We start from the raw sequence: 17,099 nt of genomic DNA on the forward strand, positions 1-17,099 counted from the left end.
CAATGGTAGTAAATAAGTAGTAAATTGATGTATTTGTTCCCTTGAAAATGCTGATAGATACTGTGTTTTAGCGGATAATCAGATTTTTATTGTGTTTTTAGGATAATAAATATTTATAGGAAATTATTGTATATTTTTAAGGAGTGATTCTATGAGTATCTCCAATAATAATGATGAATTATGAATGATGAATTTAAGTTCATCATTCATAATTATATTAAATATCTAATAGGTTTCTCTTATATGAAGAGTATAACTTTCTTAGCTCTTCCATTTTTTCTTCTAACTCTATATACAGATTAGAAGCAAGTTCTAAATCTTTCTTATCAAAAGCTTCTTTTATCCTAGTGAATAAACTCTTATTTGTATATGTGTCTTTCATTATATAAACTCTTAAATTATTTATATTAGTCCAATTAGTTATATCTAAATCTAAGGCCTTGTCAACTGAATGTAGAGCCTTATATCCTCTTATCTTATCTCCATAGCTATTTATTACTCTATGGCTTATTTCTAAAATCCATCTATTAGTTACTGCCATTTTTACACTATCTATCAGTTGTTCAGTTAATACATCATTTCTCTTTAATACTTGCACCTTTTCTGGATATTTAGCAAGGGCACTGATATTTTCATAAATTGTTGCTGGTGCTTTACCAAAGTATTTATCTCTTTCTTCATCACTAAATGCTTCGAAGACATCCTCTTCACTTCTATACTCTCTATCTTTTTCTAAATAATCTGCAGCTTCCCCTGATTTTTTAGATATTTCAGCTAATAAATCATCTTGAGATTTATTATTATTTACTGCATATAGTATACCATCAAGCATTGCCATATACGATGTGGCCATTGTTAAATAAACATTGGAATGAGGATTTGGTGATCTAAGTTCAAACCTTGTAGCTAATGGACTTGCTAAATCTCTTATCAAGCCAACTAATATACTTCTATTTCTTGAAGGATTGCTTGGTGAAATTCCTAGTGATGTTACAATACATACTGGTGCTTCAAATCCTGGTTTTAATCTCTTTAATGAATTATTAGTTGAAGAAATAAATGAATTCATAACTTCATAGTTCTTTAATATTCCCATTAAGGCACCATAGCCAATAATTGATAAAAAGTGTTCTTTATCAGTATGGAATAAATTGATTCTCTTGCCATCCTTAAGCTTTAAGCTCACTCCTAAATGCACGTGCATTCCTGAACCTGCTACTCCATCAATTGGTTTGGCCATGAACGTAACTTCCAATCCTCTTCTTCTAAATGTTTCCTGTACAAGTATCTTTACAAATAATTCATTATCTGCTGCTTGAACAGCATCTGCATATTTCCAATCAACTTCTATTTGTTCCATTACATGATTAAAATCACCACTTGAGCTTAGCTTAGCCTTAACTCCACCTACTTCCTTATGGCCCATTTCCGGCTCAAATCCATAAAGTTCCATCAGTATAAGTGTTTCTTCTAAAGCTGTACGAACACTTCCTTTTGTTCTAGTCCAATAATGTTCATGTAATTCTTGCGATGTTGATAACTGTTCTATTTCAGCTACATCATTAGGAGTTTTAACCCAAAATTCTAATTCAGTGGCTGAAGTAACTATAATTTCTTCTACATCATCCCTAGATATATTATATCCTGCTAGAACTTCAGGATGATTATCAAATATATTCCATAGATTGCCCTTAAATGTTTCTATGGAAGAGCTAAGTATATTTCTTGAATCTACTGCCTTATTATCGTGGTATAAGAAACAAGGAATTCTTAATGTACCAATTGGTTTTTGGGTTTCTGGATCCATAAAATCATAATTATAATCAACAAACCATTTTGCATTTAAATCCGCTATCATATCAACTTTAGCATTATTAAGAGTTGCTATTCCTGGAAGCACAACAGAAGATCCATCTGTCTGTACAGCAACTCCATTGATAAATGATTCTAAATCATCTAAAAAAAGACTTACTGGTATTTTTTCATCTGTATCATTTCCTGATAAGTCAACACCTACAAATGAAACAAATTTAATTTCTGAATGACTTTTTAATATGGCTTTGATATTTTCCTTAGTATGTTTTTCTTTAGGTATAGTATAAATTAAATCCTTCATCATAAAACAATTTCCTCTTTCTTGTCAAATATTTTTTGATTTTTTAGAATATTAAATTCTACTCTATATTGCTTTACATCTTCCTCATTGTTTAATATCTGGAAAACTTTTGTTGAGCGTTGAAAAATATTATAAATCATTATCAATTTTAGTATAATACATAAATTATACCATATACTTCTTATAATTTATATCTTATATATAAAGGAACCACTATAAGCTTAATTAATATCCCTAGTGGTTCTTATCTTTATTATATATTTGTAATATAATACTTTTAGAGTTAAAAATTTATACGAGGTGTTATTAATGAAAAAGATTTTAAGACCTGCATGGGCTGAAATAGATTTAGATGCAATAGCTTATAATACAAGAAATATAAAAAAATTAATTGGCGATAAAGACTTAATTGCAGTGGTAAAAGCAAACTGTTATGGTCATGGAGTCATAGATATAATTCCAACCTTGCTGGAAAATGGGGTTTCTCGCTTTGCTGTTGCCATGATTTCAGAAGCTCTTGAAATAAGAGATAATAAGATAACTGCACCTGTAATGATTTTAGGTTTTACACCTTTATACTTAGGTGAAGAGCTTATTAATAATAATATTGAACAAACTGTTTATGATTTAGATTATGCAAAAGAGTTATCAAAAATAGCCTTAACCCTTAATAAAAAGGCTAAAATTCACATTGCCATTGATACTGGAATGGGGAGAATTGGCTTCTTGCCTAATGAAAAATCAATTGATAACATAACTGAAATTTGTTCCTTAGAAGGAATTGAGGTAATAGGAATTTTCACTCATTTCTCTACTTCAGATGAAAAAGATAAAGAATATAGTCATGAGCAATTTACTAAAATGCTATCAGTGATGGATACACTAAAAAAAAGAGGTATAGATATTCCTCTTAAGCATGTAGCTAATAGTGGTGCTATTATTGATTTACCTGATACTTATTTAGATGCTGTCAGGGCCGGAATAATCCTTTACGGTTATTATCCTTCCGATGAAATAGATAAAAATAACCTTGCTTTAAAGCCTGCTTTAACCTTAAAAGCAACAATAACTAATGTAAAAACTCTAGAAAAAGATATGTATGTAAGTTATGGCAGAACATTCAAAACTAGTAATGAAACAATTGTGGCTACTATACCTGTTGGCTATGCCGATGGTTATTTAAGAAAACTTGCTGAAAATGGTAAAGTAATAATTAAAGGTGAATTTGCTCCTATCATAGGCCGCATATGCATGGATCAATTTATGATCGATGTAACAAATATTCCAGATGTAAAAATTGGTGATGAAGTAATTCTTCTTGGCGAAAAAAATGGTCTTAAATATAATGCAGATGATATGGCCAAAAAACTTGACACTATCAATTACGAAGTTACATGTATGCTTAAATCTAGACTTCCTAGAGTATATATCAAAGATACGCATATTATAAATGTTAAAAATCATATATAAATTATAGCTAATAAAAAATAGTAGATAAGTTTAATTTTATCTACTTTTTTTATTAGATTGATGATTATTTTCTAACACAAAAGAATAAAATTATCCTCTAAAATGTTTTACCATTGATTCTATTGATTCATTGAATTCTTCTGTTGATGAATTTTTAAATACCATTAGTCCTGGAATATCTGGTTTTTCAAAATTACACCTGCTTATATACTTGTCCCAATTTTCTAGTTTCCAAGTATCACGATCAGAATTACGTTCAATCATTCTTTGGTGACATACTTCTGGATCTGTTTCTACCCATATTACTACTAACTCAACATCTCTTTCTGCAAGTTTTTCACGTAAGTTATCCATATATTCTTTATCTCTTACTTCTCTAGTAAATGGAGCATTTACTAGTGCTGTATCACAGTAGTTTAAAGCTTCTAAAGCTAAATCTAACGCTACATCATACTCATAATTTCTTATATGCTCTTCAAAGAAATCGGAACTTCTGTTATACTCTTCTCCAGCAACAACAAAGATTTGCTTAGATAATCCAATTAAAGTATCTTTATCTAAGTATACTATTGGATTTAACGCTTTCGCTAATTCTTTTGAAACAAATGTCTTTCCACAAGCTGGTGGCGACGTAACTAAAAGTAAACTTTTCATATGTATTCCCCCTATTGTTTATTATTTAGAATAATAAACTAAATTCTTAAATTTATTTTTTTCACAGTAATATTATAATTTCATATATACAATTAGTAAAGGATATGAACCGTTAAAGAAAGCTATATTTTTAATAATAAAACAATTTTTTAACAAAATTCGCCTTTTTTATCAATAAAATTGTTCCTTAATGTATATTAAACAAGCTCTTTTCTAATAAAGCTGTTTTTTTCTACTTTGTATGGAATCTTAACTTTGCACATCATTCCAGGGTGTGGGCATGATTCTAATTTATTTCCTTCTAAATCATAAATTTCTTCTACTACAAATTCTCCACCATCAGAGTTTGAAGAAAGTATTTCTACCTTTTCTCCCATTGAGAACTTATTTCTTTGCTTACATGTAGCTATTTGAGTTTCTTCATCATATTCATGAACAATTGCCACTACATCATATTCTCTTACATGGTTATTTGTTTTATAAATTATTCCTTCATGCTTTGGCTCATTAAAGAAGAAACCAGTATGGTATTCTCTATGGCTTACTTTATACATTTCATCTAATAATACTTTAGGTAACTTATAGTTTTCTGGATCTTCACAGTATAAATCTATTGCCTGTCTATACGCCTTAACAACTAGTGCTAAATAATATTCACTTTTATTTCTTCCTTCTATTTTTAATGATTGTGCTCCTGCTTGCATAAGCTCTGGTATATGCTCAATCATACATAAATCCTTTGAATTCATTATATAAGTTCCATGCTGATCTTCTTCTATTGGAAAGTATTCATTAGGTCTTTTTTCTTCTACTAAATAATATTTCCATCTACAACTTTGTGCACATGCACCTCTATTGGAATCTCTTCCTGTCATATAGCTTGATAAAAGACATCTTCCTGAATAAGAAATACACATTGCTCCATGAACAAATATTTCAAGTTCTAACTCTGGAGAAATATTTTTACGTATATCTTTAATATCTTGCAGTGTGCTTTCTCTTGCTAGTACTACCCTTTCAGCGCCTAGCTCTTCCCACATATTACAAGCTGCATAATTAGTTGTGTTTGCTTGTGTACTTATATGTATTGCTAAATTAGTATACTTCTTAACCAACGCTAGTACACCTAAATCTGAAACTAAAACAGCATCTACTCCAACTTCATCTAGCTTTTTTAAGTGCTCAATTAAAGCATCTATTTCGCTATTCTTAGGCATTATATTAACTGTACAGTAGATTTTTTTTCCTAAACTATGTGCATATTCTACTCCTTCCTTCATTTCTTCATATGTAAACTTTTGTGCCGTAGCTCTTAGTGAAAAGGCTCCTCCTCCAAAATATACTGCATCTGCTCCATATTGAAATGCTATTTTTAATTTCTCCAAACTACCTGCTGGAGCTAATAATTCAGGTTTCTTTATCATTTCTGTCATATAGTATCTTCCTTTACAATTATTTTTTAATAATATCTATTATATATCAAATAAATAAATCTTAAAATTATATAAATGGAATATTTCATAATAATATTACATTAAAAAAAGGGATTTTTAATGCAAATCCCCTTTTTTATCTACGAAATATCAAATATTATTTTAATACAATCTCTTTAGATTATTTTCTTGTTTCATAAATTTCTTTTTCAACTGAAATGAATATATCAGCAATTACTTGGTAAGCTTTTTCCCATGCTTCCATAACTTCATCAGTAGCTGCATCTCCTAATACTTCTTTTATAGTTAATAAAAGATTTTTTCCTACTATTGGATAATGTTCAGCTTGAATTTCTTTATTACAGTGAACTTCTCCAATTTTCTTAACTACTGGTAAAATAGCTGGAAGATTATCTATGTTTTGAGCTGCAGCTAATATTGTCATTGCTAAAGCTTTTGGTTGTTCACCAGAATCTTGCTTGTCCATATTAAATAAAGGTTTTACTTCTGGGTTATTAGCAAACATATTCTTGTAGAAAGTAGTTGTTATTTCTAATCCGTGAGTTTTTAATGCTGGTACAGTACTTTTTATTATATCTCTTGTCTTTTGATCTAACATAATTATTTCTCCTCTATATTGATTATTAATTAATAATTATTATTTATCTATAAATTTAATATATCATAAAGATTTTAAATGTGCAAATAAAATATACATTTATTTATTATTTTCTATAAACTTTTCAATAGATTAAAACTTTCTAATACATAATTCATCTTAGTATTCTTTTTAAAAACTGCTCTTTAATCAAATATACATATCTATATAATAAATAATATGGATATATAAGCCATATTACCGCTGAAGATTTGTTAATAAATATACTTTCTTTTAATATATAAATAGCCATAAAAGTAATAATAAATAACGCAATAATACTTATAAATAATTCTTTCATAGAGTTAATCTCAATATTTCTCTTATTTACGAAAAATAGTATTATGGCTATTATAGTGCATAAAAATATTTTATTTAAATATGAAATTACATAAATATCAAGCATATATTTCTTCATATAAATAACATATTTTATCTTATCCATACATTCTTGAAAAAATTTACTCCAATAATCAAAATCAGACCATTTGTTTGGAAGAATATCCACTGGAATAGATATTTTGTATCTTGTTATACAAAAGAATGCAGTTATCCATACTATTATCATCATAATACTAAATATGAACAATACTGGTCTATCTTTAATTTCAATAGCTTTTTTTAAAGCACTCCATACTATAATCAACAATATTATCAATGGAAACATACTTGTACACATTTTTCCTAAGTTATAATAAACTGTAGAATTAACGCCATATTCTTTTACACCATATCTCTCACTTATAAGCTTTATATTTTTTATACCATCATTGCTTATATCCATAAGTAATCCTTGAATTTTATCTTTTGAATCACTTTCTGCCTTCATTATTATAGTATCTTCCATTGCTCTATGGATGCCTCTAATAATAAATTCTCCACTATCATAAATAATTGTATTACCTATGACGTCATTGCTACCAAAAAGCTTGTATGCTGTTTCTTCATCAATTAAGCACCCTTTTATATCATCTTCAAATAATATAGGTCCTTCTGCCACAAGAGAAGACTGCCCACAAATAAATATTATGTTACTTTCTACCCTTCTATTAAAATTACTATTTAATACTGTTTGCTTTTCTTTTTCATGCCATCCTGTAAATACTAGAGAGTTTCCCTTATCTTTTTCTTCTTTCTGCATTTTATAAATATCAGCAGGAAGATATTCTTCTTCATCAAAATATATGTTAAAAGTATTTTTTACTGAAGCTAATCTATTGGTGTATCCTATAGATAAAACCCAGCATATAATCATAGCCAAAACTAAAGCTATCTTAATTACATGGCTAAATACCCTTTTCATTTATTCTTCCTCCAAACGAACTCTATCGCCTTCTTTTATAGTCTTATTGCTACTAATTATTATTTTCTGACTATTGCTTATAGTACCTTCTTCTAAAGCTGCATAAGTATCATTTTTATCTGCAATAGATACATCAACTCTTATAGCAACTTTTTCTGTTCCTAGTATAGTTTCTTCTTCTCCTACCACTAAGATATAATATTTATCTTGCCCTTCTTGATGCAATGCTTCTAACGGTACACATACTTGATATTTCTTACTCTTACTAGATAAAGTAAGCTTACCTAAGTCACCTATTTCTCCTATACCAACTGGTAGTATCACTGAAATATTATAATTATCACTTTCACTTTTACTTATACTATCTATGGTTATATCTCCTATTTCATTATTGGAACTACCTATTTTCAATACAACTGATTGCCCTTGCTTAGCATATTTTTTTAAATCCTTAGATAATTCCGCTACAAACTTATATCCTGATTCTTTATCTGCTAAATATACTGTACTTCCTCCACTAGTGATATCTCCTACCGTTACTACTACATTAGTTATAATACCTTCCTTCTCTGATACAATCTTTCCTTCTGCTCCTTCAATTTTTTTAAGGCTTTCAAGCTTCTTTTTAAGCTCATCAGTATTAGATGCTTCCTTAATATCTTCTAAAGTTCTCTTTTCTGCTAAAAGATTGTTACTTTTATCATTCGTAGCTTGATCATAAGCCGATTTCTTTAAGTTATAATCATATTCAATACTTTCCTTATCTAATGATTGCTTTTCCTGTTCACTGGCATTATTATATTTGTTAACTAAAGCCTCAGCTTCCTTATATGCCGCTAATGCATCTGAAATTATTTTATCTTGCCTAGATACTGCTAAATTATAATCCTCCGTAGCTCTAGATAAATTCTTTTCCTTTTCAGATATTTGACTTTCAATTTGCTGAATCTGTGATTTTAAATCTGTTAAATCTATTTCAAACAATGTATCCCCTGCTTTAATTTCACTACCTGGATATACATTTACATATGAAACCTTTAAATTTTCCACTACAGCAATACCCTCTTCTCTATTTTGAATTATACTTCCATCTACCTCAACTTCATGAGTAATAGTCATTCCTTTTGATGTTTCAACCTTTACAATTGGTATCAATAAAGAATCTGCAAATCTTGATAATATAGTAAGGATAACCATTAGTACTAAAAAGTAGGCTAAAAGCTTCAAGGCTTTTTGCTGTAAGGTTTTATTTGTCTTGCTTTTCCACTGATATTTTATTATTTCTTTTATCTTCATACTATCATTCCTTTACTGCCGTTGCTGCTATTCCCTGCTCTAGATGACTTTGACCAGCAAAAAATACTATTATTGCTGTTATTAATGTTACAGCAGATGCTGCAAATGCTACATCTGCACTTTCCAGACCAATACTAGGTAGATATAATGATAAAGGCCAAAGGCTCTTATCCTTTAAAAATGTTAATGGCTGTTCAATTAAGTTCCAATACTCTAAAAATCCAAGTATCATTGCTGACATAATTCCAGGCTTTCCAAGAGGTATTCCAATCTTGATAAAAATTTTAAACTCGCTAGCCCCATCTAGTCTTGCACATTCTATAATGCTTTCTGGAATACTTATAAAAAATCTATACATTATGAATACAGGAAATGTAGAAAAAACTGCTGGTAACACTATACTCATTGCTGTATTTATAAGTTTAATCTTATCAAGCACTAAATATGTGGAAAGCATTGTTACTTGGAAAGGCATAAGCATCAGCACTATATATAAAGTAAATAGCAGTTTTTTATATGGAAATTCATATCGTGCAAATCCCCAGGCTGCTGTTACTGATACTACTAACTGTCCAATTAAAATACTTACTGTCATACCTACAGAATTCCAAAACATCACAAAAAACTTTGGTGTATCTAGTAAAAGCTCTACATATGATCTTAAAGTAGCATACTTTGGTAGTACACTCCAAGTAACATATCCGCTCCCATCATTTAATACTGGTCCCAAATACTCTTTGATTTCTGCAGCTCCCATAATAGATCCTGAAAGTAGAAATACTATAGGAAAACACATTATCATTGCTAAAATAAATAAAAGTAAAGTTATTATTTTCTTTTTCATATTATCTACCTTTCTTTAATTTTCTCTTTCCCATACTTTTTGTAATAATGCTATTAGAATATATATCACTATAGCCATAATCACTGAACCTGCTGACATTTTGCCAAAGGATAAATCTCTAAACCAATTATTAAATAAATGCTGCAATACATACATACTTTTATCAGGATAATCTCCACCAATAAGATAAGCTTCTCTAAATACCTTAAAGGAATTTAAAAGAGATAGCACTGCTACTGTATATAATGTAGTCTTCAAATTAGGAAGAGTTATTTGTGTAAAACATTTCCATTCACTGGCCCCATCAACTCTAGCAGCTTCATATACACTTTCAGGTATACAGCTTAAACCAGCTAGCCATAAAACAATATTATAACCAAGATTTTTCCATATATAACTAAAAACTAATATCCAAAAGGCAAATTTAGTGTTCATCCAGTCAAATCCATGACCCCCTACTTTAACTAACCATGAACTTAATGCCCCATTTTCATGAAAAATTATTTTCCATATCAATACTATGGAAGCTATAGGCACAGCCATTGGTATTAAAAAAGCTGTCTTTATTATATAAGCATTTCTTACAAACCTCTGCATTAATACTGCTATAATAAGAGAAATTATCAGTAATAATGGAATGCATATAAAAACAAACTTTATGGTGTTTGTTGCTGCTAACTTAAAAGCTGCATTTTTAAATACCTCCATATAATTTTTAAAAAATACAAATTCTCTAGTTATTGGACTTTGAAAAGATCTTATGACCACATCTGCAAATGGAATTAAAATAAATATACTTACCCCAATTAAGCTTGGAAGGATAAAAAAACACCCTTCCATTTCATATTTTTTTCTTTTCCTTTTCTTTAACTTTTCCATACTATTCCGCCAATATTAAATCAATATTATCGCCTATATTCTTAACAACTTCATCTAATGTCGCATTTCCATTTGCATATTTATCAAAGGCTTTTGCCACTTCCTCTAAAACAATAGTATTAACTGTAACTGGCGACTTTAAACTTTCTATTTCAGCTTTAAAGTTGTTAAAATATTCTTTCGTTGGCCAATACACTTTTAATTCCACTGTTGTTCCATTTTCATTTGAAAATCCCCATGTACCAATAGATTGATCTTCACTATAACCTTCTCCATTTTCTCCAACAAATTCATCGGCATATGGATATTCTGAAATTTTATCAAAAGCTGCTTTATTAATAGGTAAACCATCATAAGATTCTTTACTTTGACTTTCTTCACTTAATAAATAAGAAATAAACTTCTTAGCCATTTTCTTATTATCACTTTTAGCATTAATACCCATTAAGTTTTTTGGAACAAATACTCCTGATGTTTGTCCATTAATTAAAGCATAAGATATATCTTGATTCCCTTTACTTAAAGAATACATATACTCTATAAAATCTCTTCCACTAATAACCCCTACTGCAAGCTTTTTAGACGATTCATTCATAATACTCATCGGATTTAAATAATTATCTAAATAATAAATCCCTATATCTTCACCATATTCATCTATATAAGACTGCATACTTTCCTTATATTCTTCATATTGAGCTTCATCATAAGTAGCTAAATATGCATCATATATATTTTTTGTTTCCTCTAAAAATTCTTTTATATTATCTTCATTTATTGTATTATCCTCATTTAACCAAGTACTACCATTAGCATAGTAAAGCATACTGACTAACATTGATGGAGTATACATTTCAACATATTTATCATCATTGGCTTTACCAGAGTTTTCTGCTGATTTAACTAATGCTGCACTTAATGTCTGTAAATCAGTAACTGAACTTACATATTCAGTTTTTCCTACCACTACTGGAATTGTAATCTTTGTTGGAATTGAATATACTTTTCCATTTTTATCTGTATATGCATCTATTATATTTTCAAATAATAAGTCATTCTTTGTATAATCTGCTATAACATCACTTATATCTTCTAATAATCCTTGTTCAAAATATGCTTCTGACATACCATCAAGTAATATTATATCTGGACCCTTACCTGCCATTATCTCAGTATTTAAAGTTCTTAAAGCATCTGATTCTGTAACAGCATCCTCACCTGAAGTACCAATTTCAAGCTTAATATATATATCTGGATTAGCTTTTTGATATAGCACTATATTTTGTCTTATCTGATAATTTTCATATAATGAATAAACTGTTATTTGATTCTCTGGAACCTTTGGTGTATCAGCTGAATAAGTAAACCTTATGATACTTGTACCAACTTCATAGCTGTTATAATCTTGTCCACAAGCCAAGAAAGTATTATCTTTGCCTACTACAAACGTACTAATATGCATATTGTCATCACCTATAGAGCTTAATGACCCTTCTATGATTTGCTCTACTTCCTTTTCACCTAATTTATACTTATAAAGCCCTGTGGTACTAGTATAATATATAGTTTTATCATCATCAGAAAATATATTTGAAATACCATAGAAATTTGAGTTATTTTCATATAATACTTCACTTTCTAAAGGTTTAATATTTCCTAGTTCTTTACCACTTTCTAAACTATATTCCTTTACAGAATTACCTCCAACAATAACTAAAGAATCTCCTACAGTAGTAAAATCACTAATATATGAATCATCTAAAACAAATTCATTTTTTATCTCACCACTAGCTGGATCTAATTGATATATCATTCCATTATCATTGGAGAATACAATGTCTCCATTCTTAGCAAACTTAAATGTATAATAATATCTACTATAAGACATCTCCTCATCTTCTGCTGTATTTTGAGAAATTTCATCTAAAGAAATATCATGTATACTCCCTTCATCATCTATAAATGCATATTTGTATTCTGGTTCAAAATACTTATCATCTGTAGCATCTTCTGCATTGTCATCCACTGATTCCTCTTTTAAATTTTCATCTTCTTCAGATTTCATGTAATCATAAAAATAATATGAAATAAAAATGTTTCCATCTTTTGACAAAATAGCATTATTTACTGATAGCATGCTATTTTCCGAATCACCCTGTGGTAAATTTATCTCTTTTCTATTCCAGTTTTGACATTCATCGTCTGATATATAAAGTTCAATTTCTTTTTCCCCATACGCTAACATTCCTATAGTACCATCTGAAAGAACTCTTAAGTCTCTTACATCATAAATTCCTTCTGGTGCATCATAGAATTCTTCTATGTATCTTCCCATTTCTGCTGCTGATCCTACTTTAGTACAGCCAAACATGCTTAAGGCAAATACACTGCTTAAAGCTACTAAACCATATTTATTATTTACTTTTCCCATAAACTACCTCCAAATGTTAATAATACTCTGATTTTATCATAATATTTTATAAAAATATACATTAATGTATTTTTTTTGATTTTATTCATATTTTTATAATATTAGTTTGAATATTGATTATTTATATATCATTATAGCTTTGTTACAATTTAATAAAAAAACTTCCAGTAGCTAAAACTACTGGAAGTTTTTTTATATTATTTTATCTTCTTTTAATAATTTATATAACGTAGGACTCACATTAAATTCATTAATTAATGATTTTACTTCCTCTAAAGATTTCTCTTGTTTTTCTTGTGATATATTGGCTTTTGATGCTCTTATTAAAATATTTTTAGGAGAATGTGCAATATTAATAAACTCTAATAATTGAGTTTTATACCCAGCACATTCCAAAAGATTTGCTCTTACACTATCAGTCATTAATGCAGCAATTCTTTCTTTTACTATGCCGTACTTAGTTAATATTGAAAAATTATCACTTTTCATTTGAGCATTAAATTCATGCTGACAACAAGGAACTGAGAAAATCATTTTTGCATTCCACTTTATTGCATTATATAAAGCATAATCTGTGGCTGTATCACAGGCATGAAGTGTAATAACCATATCTACATTATTATTATACTTATATCCATTAATATCACCTAGTTCAAAACTTAAATTTTTATATCCATAATTTTTAGCAATATCGTTACATTTTTTTATTACATCTTCTTTTAAGTCTAAACCAATCATTTTTACATCAATCTTCTTAATTTCTACGAAATAGTAATATAAAACAAATGTTAAATATGATTTTCCACAACCAAAATCTAATATTGTAAGTTCCTTATAATCATTCTTCTTTATCTCATCGTCAATTATCTCTATAAATCTATTTATTTGCTTATACTTGTCATATTTAGAATTTATCACTTTTCCTTCTTTAGTAAATACACCTAAGTCTATTAACGGTTCTATTATCATTCCTTCTTTAAGTATATAATTCTTTTCTTTATTATGTCCCTTTTTAGCAAATTTTTCGTTATTTCCATCTTTCTTGCTACAATGTACCTTTCCTTTTTTAGAAATCTTCACATCATATGTAGTTACATTTGACCAAGCTGTGAATTGTTTGTAATTTCCTGATGTATATTCTAATACCACAGATTTAATTTCCTCCAATGATATATTTTTGTGAAATACCTGTTTATCTGTAAACTTTTCTATTTGATAATATTTTTTAGTTTTAATTTCCTTTAAAAGAATATTTATCTTATTATATTTTACATCTTTATTAACCTTGTTACTTATAACTAATTTTATTATTTCTTCACTAAATATATCATTAATTGTTCTTTTTAACTCTTCCATAAATTTTAATTCACCTTTTTCTTTTTATAATTATGTTAAAAAAGTTATTGCTAATCACAACAACTATATTACTGCTAATACCAAAAACTTTATATTGTCTTCATTATCATTTGTTAATTTAAAATTTTGTTCATATTATTACTTTCGTAACTTATTCCATAAATGTTTATAAAATATATGCAAATTATGTAAAAGAAAAATACTTTAATTAATATAATTAGAGTTTTTTCTTTTACACTTAATCATAAACTAATTAAATTATTATTTTAATTCTTTAATAATTGCATTTTCTATATTTGAAACAACTTTATTTTCATCAAATTTTTCTACTGATGATATACACACTTCTTGTGAAGGCAATTCTATTTTGTTGTTTATTATATTATTTATTATTTCTGCAACCTTAAAATAATCATTTTTATCAACAAGCCACCCATTAACTCCATCTTGAACTATATCTTTAGGTCCCCCAGATTTAGTTGATATAACTGGTATACCTCTTGATAAAGCTTCTGCTAGAACCATAGAAAATCCCTCTGTATTTGAAGTTGAAATACATATACTAGCTTCATCTATATCTTTCCACGGTTCTTCTTTCCACCCACTCCAACTTATATTTTCATTTATTCTTAATATTTTAGCAACATTTTCTAATACCTTTCTTTTACTACCATCACCAATTATATTAGCTTTCCATTTTCCTCTTATCTTATTTAAAGCATGCATAAGCATAAATAAATTTTTTTCTTCTTCAAGCCTTCCAACACTTAAAATTTTAAAAATACCATCCTGCGGTCTTTTTATAATGTTTTCCTTATTTATACTAATTGGATTATTAACTAAATATATATTTTTTTCCTTATCATAGCTTCTTATTCCATCACCAACTGCCGAACTTATCGCCAAATGCGCCTTAGCATAGCTTATTAAAAATGGATCTTTATAAATATTTATATCTCCATGGATCCAAGATAAAATTGGTATGACTTTATCTGTTTTTTCCCAATTAATACCTAAACTACATATATAGCTTTGAAATGGTATATGAGCTGCAATACATATATCTGGTAATCCTATTTTCTCCATAAGTTGTTTATAGCTTTCTCCTAAATATTCATACGAATCATTTTTCATTTCATTTCCATAATAATAAACTTCACCTAAGGAATCTATCCATTTTAAGTAAGGAGGAACATATGCTATAATCACCCTTACCCTATGACCTTTTTTCTTAAGATTTTCATATACTTTTGTAGTAACAGTTTCTACTCCACCTCGTCCTCCAACATAGTATAATGCTATATCTATTAACATCTTTTTTCACCTAACTTCTTTATCTTACACGTGTAAAACCATAAAATTTATAATAAGTTTTTATTATCACTTCTTCAATTTTATTTATAACTACTTGTTCATCAAACTTCTGTATTGAATCAATACAAACTTCTGCCTTTGGCAAAATATATTTACCATCTTGAATTTTAGATAATATTTCTGCTAATCTAATATAATCACCTACTTGGTATAACCATCCATTAACGCCTTCAACCACCATATCTTCTGGACCACCACATTTAGTAGTAACCACTGGAATCCCTCTAGCTAATGATTCAGCTGTAGTCATTGAAAAACCTTCATATAATGATGAAATTACTGTAACAGATGCTTCCTTAACAGTATCCCAAGGATTTTCATGCCATCCAGTCCACTGAATATTTTCATTGATATTCTTTTCTTCTGCCAAAGTTCTTAAAGTAGAATAATGTCCCCCATCACCAACTACTATAAGCCTCCATGGCTTTTTTAAAATTGCTAAAGCATTAATTAAAGTCTCAATATCCTTTTCTGGACTCAACCTTCCTAATGATAATATGGTCAGTATTTCTTTAGGTCTATTTATAACATCTAAATTCTTAATCTGTACTGGATTTCCCACAACATATATATTTTCTCTATCTAAAGCTAATGCTAAATCATCACCTAACTTATTACATAATGCCATATGTGAATTACTAAAGCTTAAAAGTTCTCTACCTCCATAGGCACTTACAGGTCCATGCAACCAAGAAATTTGCGGAATTACATTATAATTTTTCCCGTTTAAGGCAACATTACAAATATAACTCAAACTGGTGGATTGAGTTGCAATAACTATATCTGGCCTTCCCTTTTCTTCAATAGCCTGTCTATATTTCATTGCATATTGATGTAATCCTGAATTTATCATAGAAAAAGGAATATCTTCACCATAATAATATATTTCGTCAAAATTTCTTTCCCACTCAATATATTCCGGCCTATATGCTTGAAATACTCTAACTCTATGCCCTTTCTTAACTAATCCATTATATACTTTTGATATAACATTTTCTAATCCGCCTCTGCCTACGGCATAAACAAGAACTATATCAATTAGCATATATGCTCTCTCCTTATTAATTTTATAATTATTATCTGACAATTTAATATATGATTTGCAACTAAATTTTGTCCTCAATTTTACATACTTTATGTCATTTTATTTTTTTATATTATTTTTTCACTTATTATTTTAAAATATCTACTTTATACTTATATAAATATAAATTTTTCATATCCATTTCCATTTTTATACAATTTATGTTATGATAATTATATTACTTTTCATAAATGAAAGGAG

Annotated in this window: 13 protein-coding genes; 1 reads left to right on the forward strand and 12 read right to left on the reverse strand. The window is 28.4% G+C overall.

From position 1 onward, the window contains the following. Positions 1-217 precede the first annotated feature (217 nt). Entirely contained in the window at positions 218-2,119 is a 1,902-nt protein-coding gene (locus tag BHW04_RS09655) for a glutamine synthetase (protein ID WP_302699453.1), read from the reverse strand. 306 nt (positions 2,120-2,425) lie between these two features. Here BHW04_RS09655 and alr point away from each other — a divergent pair, with 306 nt between their 5' ends. Next, on the forward strand, positions 2,426-3,586 hold the full coding sequence (gene alr, locus BHW04_RS09660; RefSeq protein WP_186835430.1) for an alanine racemase: 1,161 nt from the start codon (positions 2,426-2,428) through the stop codon (positions 3,584-3,586). A 90-nt stretch (positions 3,587-3,676) separates the two neighbouring features. On the opposite strand, the gene BHW04_RS09665 is transcribed toward alr, so the two are convergent. From BHW04_RS09665 to BHW04_RS09715, 11 genes are all read right to left on the reverse strand, one after another. Further along, complete coding sequence (locus BHW04_RS09665) at positions 3,677-4,240, reverse strand: AAA family ATPase (RefSeq protein WP_022212654.1); 564 nt, start codon at positions 4,238-4,240, stop codon at positions 3,677-3,679. Between the two features lie 197 nt (positions 4,241-4,437). After that, positions 4,438-5,673: a peptidase U32 family protein gene (locus tag BHW04_RS09670; protein ID WP_302630990.1), complete on the reverse strand. Its 1,236-nt coding sequence runs from the start codon at positions 5,671-5,673 to the stop codon at positions 4,438-4,440. Positions 5,674-5,854: 181 nt separating this feature from the next. Then, positions 5,855-6,292 carry a globin domain-containing protein gene (locus tag BHW04_RS09675; protein WP_022212656.1) on the reverse strand — a complete coding sequence of 146 codons (438 nt, stop codon included), beginning with the start codon at positions 6,290-6,292 and terminating at the stop codon, positions 5,855-5,857. Between the two features lie 154 nt (positions 6,293-6,446). Continuing rightward, complete coding sequence (locus BHW04_RS09680) at positions 6,447-7,634, reverse strand: ABC transporter permease (protein WP_022212657.1); 1,188 nt, start codon at positions 7,632-7,634, stop codon at positions 6,447-6,449. After that, on the reverse strand, positions 7,635-8,930 hold the full coding sequence (locus BHW04_RS09685) for an efflux RND transporter periplasmic adaptor subunit (protein WP_022212658.1): 1,296 nt from the start codon (positions 8,928-8,930) through the stop codon (positions 7,635-7,637). A 4-nt stretch (positions 8,931-8,934) separates the two neighbouring features. Then, the gene (locus tag BHW04_RS09690) at positions 8,935-9,774 is read right to left on the reverse strand and encodes a carbohydrate ABC transporter permease (RefSeq protein ID WP_022212659.1); all 840 of its coding nucleotides are present in this window, start codon (positions 9,772-9,774) and stop codon (positions 8,935-8,937) included. Between the two features lie 15 nt (positions 9,775-9,789). Beyond that, positions 9,790-10,653 carry a carbohydrate ABC transporter permease gene (locus tag BHW04_RS09695; protein WP_022212660.1) on the reverse strand — a complete coding sequence of 288 codons (864 nt, stop codon included), beginning with the start codon at positions 10,651-10,653 and terminating at the stop codon, positions 9,790-9,792. Position 10,654: 1 nt separating this feature from the next. After that, the gene (locus tag BHW04_RS09700; RefSeq protein ID WP_302699454.1) at positions 10,655-13,084 is read right to left on the reverse strand and encodes an ABC transporter substrate-binding protein; all 2,430 of its coding nucleotides are present in this window, start codon (positions 13,082-13,084) and stop codon (positions 10,655-10,657) included. A 192-nt stretch (positions 13,085-13,276) separates the two neighbouring features. After that, positions 13,277-14,440, reverse strand: coding sequence for a class I SAM-dependent methyltransferase (locus tag BHW04_RS09705; protein ID WP_302699455.1), 1,164 nt, complete (start codon positions 14,438-14,440; stop codon positions 13,277-13,279). A 261-nt stretch (positions 14,441-14,701) separates the two neighbouring features. Continuing rightward, positions 14,702-15,754 carry a glycosyltransferase gene (locus BHW04_RS09710; protein ID WP_022212663.1) on the reverse strand — a complete coding sequence of 351 codons (1,053 nt, stop codon included), beginning with the start codon at positions 15,752-15,754 and terminating at the stop codon, positions 14,702-14,704. A 19-nt stretch (positions 15,755-15,773) separates the two neighbouring features. After that, the gene (locus BHW04_RS09715) at positions 15,774-16,859 is read right to left on the reverse strand and encodes a glycosyltransferase (protein WP_022212664.1); all 1,086 of its coding nucleotides are present in this window, start codon (positions 16,857-16,859) and stop codon (positions 15,774-15,776) included. Positions 16,860-17,099: the final 240 nt, after the last annotated feature.

It is taken from the genome of Clostridium sp. 29_15 (genome assembly GCF_001916075.1).
In the GTDB taxonomy this organism is placed as follows: domain Bacteria; phylum Bacillota; class Clostridia; order Clostridiales; family Clostridiaceae; genus Clostridium; species Clostridium lentum.

Excerpts from the sequence above, each read along its gene's own strand:
- BHW04_RS09655 (WP_302699453.1), bottom strand. The coding sequence starts at position 2,119 with ATGATGAAGGATTTAATTTATACTATACCTAAAGAAAAACATACTAAG.
- alr (WP_186835430.1), top strand. The coding sequence starts at position 2,426 with ATGAAAAAGATTTTAAGACCTGCATGGGCTGAAATAGATTTAGATGCA.
- BHW04_RS09665 (WP_022212654.1), bottom strand. The coding sequence starts at position 4,240 with ATGAAAAGTTTACTTTTAGTTACGTCGCCACCAGCTTGTGGAAAGACA.
- BHW04_RS09670 (WP_302630990.1), bottom strand. The coding sequence starts at position 5,673 with ATGACAGAAATGATAAAGAAACCTGAATTATTAGCTCCAGCAGGTAGT.
- BHW04_RS09675 (WP_022212656.1), bottom strand. The coding sequence starts at position 6,292 with ATGTTAGATCAAAAGACAAGAGATATAATAAAAAGTACTGTACCAGCA.
- BHW04_RS09680 (WP_022212657.1), bottom strand. The coding sequence starts at position 7,634 with ATGAAAAGGGTATTTAGCCATGTAATTAAGATAGCTTTAGTTTTGGCT.
- BHW04_RS09685 (WP_022212658.1), bottom strand. The coding sequence starts at position 8,930 with ATGAAGATAAAAGAAATAATAAAATATCAGTGGAAAAGCAAGACAAAT.
- BHW04_RS09690 (WP_022212659.1), bottom strand. The coding sequence starts at position 9,774 with ATGAAAAAGAAAATAATAACTTTACTTTTATTTATTTTAGCAATGATA.
- BHW04_RS09695 (WP_022212660.1), bottom strand. The coding sequence starts at position 10,653 with ATGGAAAAGTTAAAGAAAAGGAAAAGAAAAAAATATGAAATGGAAGGG.
- BHW04_RS09700 (WP_302699454.1), bottom strand. The coding sequence starts at position 13,084 with ATGGGAAAAGTAAATAATAAATATGGTTTAGTAGCTTTAAGCAGTGTA.
- BHW04_RS09705 (WP_302699455.1), bottom strand. The coding sequence starts at position 14,440 with ATGGAAGAGTTAAAAAGAACAATTAATGATATATTTAGTGAAGAAATA.
- BHW04_RS09710 (WP_022212663.1), bottom strand. The coding sequence starts at position 15,754 with ATGTTAATAGATATAGCATTATACTATGTTGGAGGACGAGGTGGAGTA.
- BHW04_RS09715 (WP_022212664.1), bottom strand. The coding sequence starts at position 16,859 with ATGCTAATTGATATAGTTCTTGTTTATGCCGTAGGCAGAGGCGGATTA.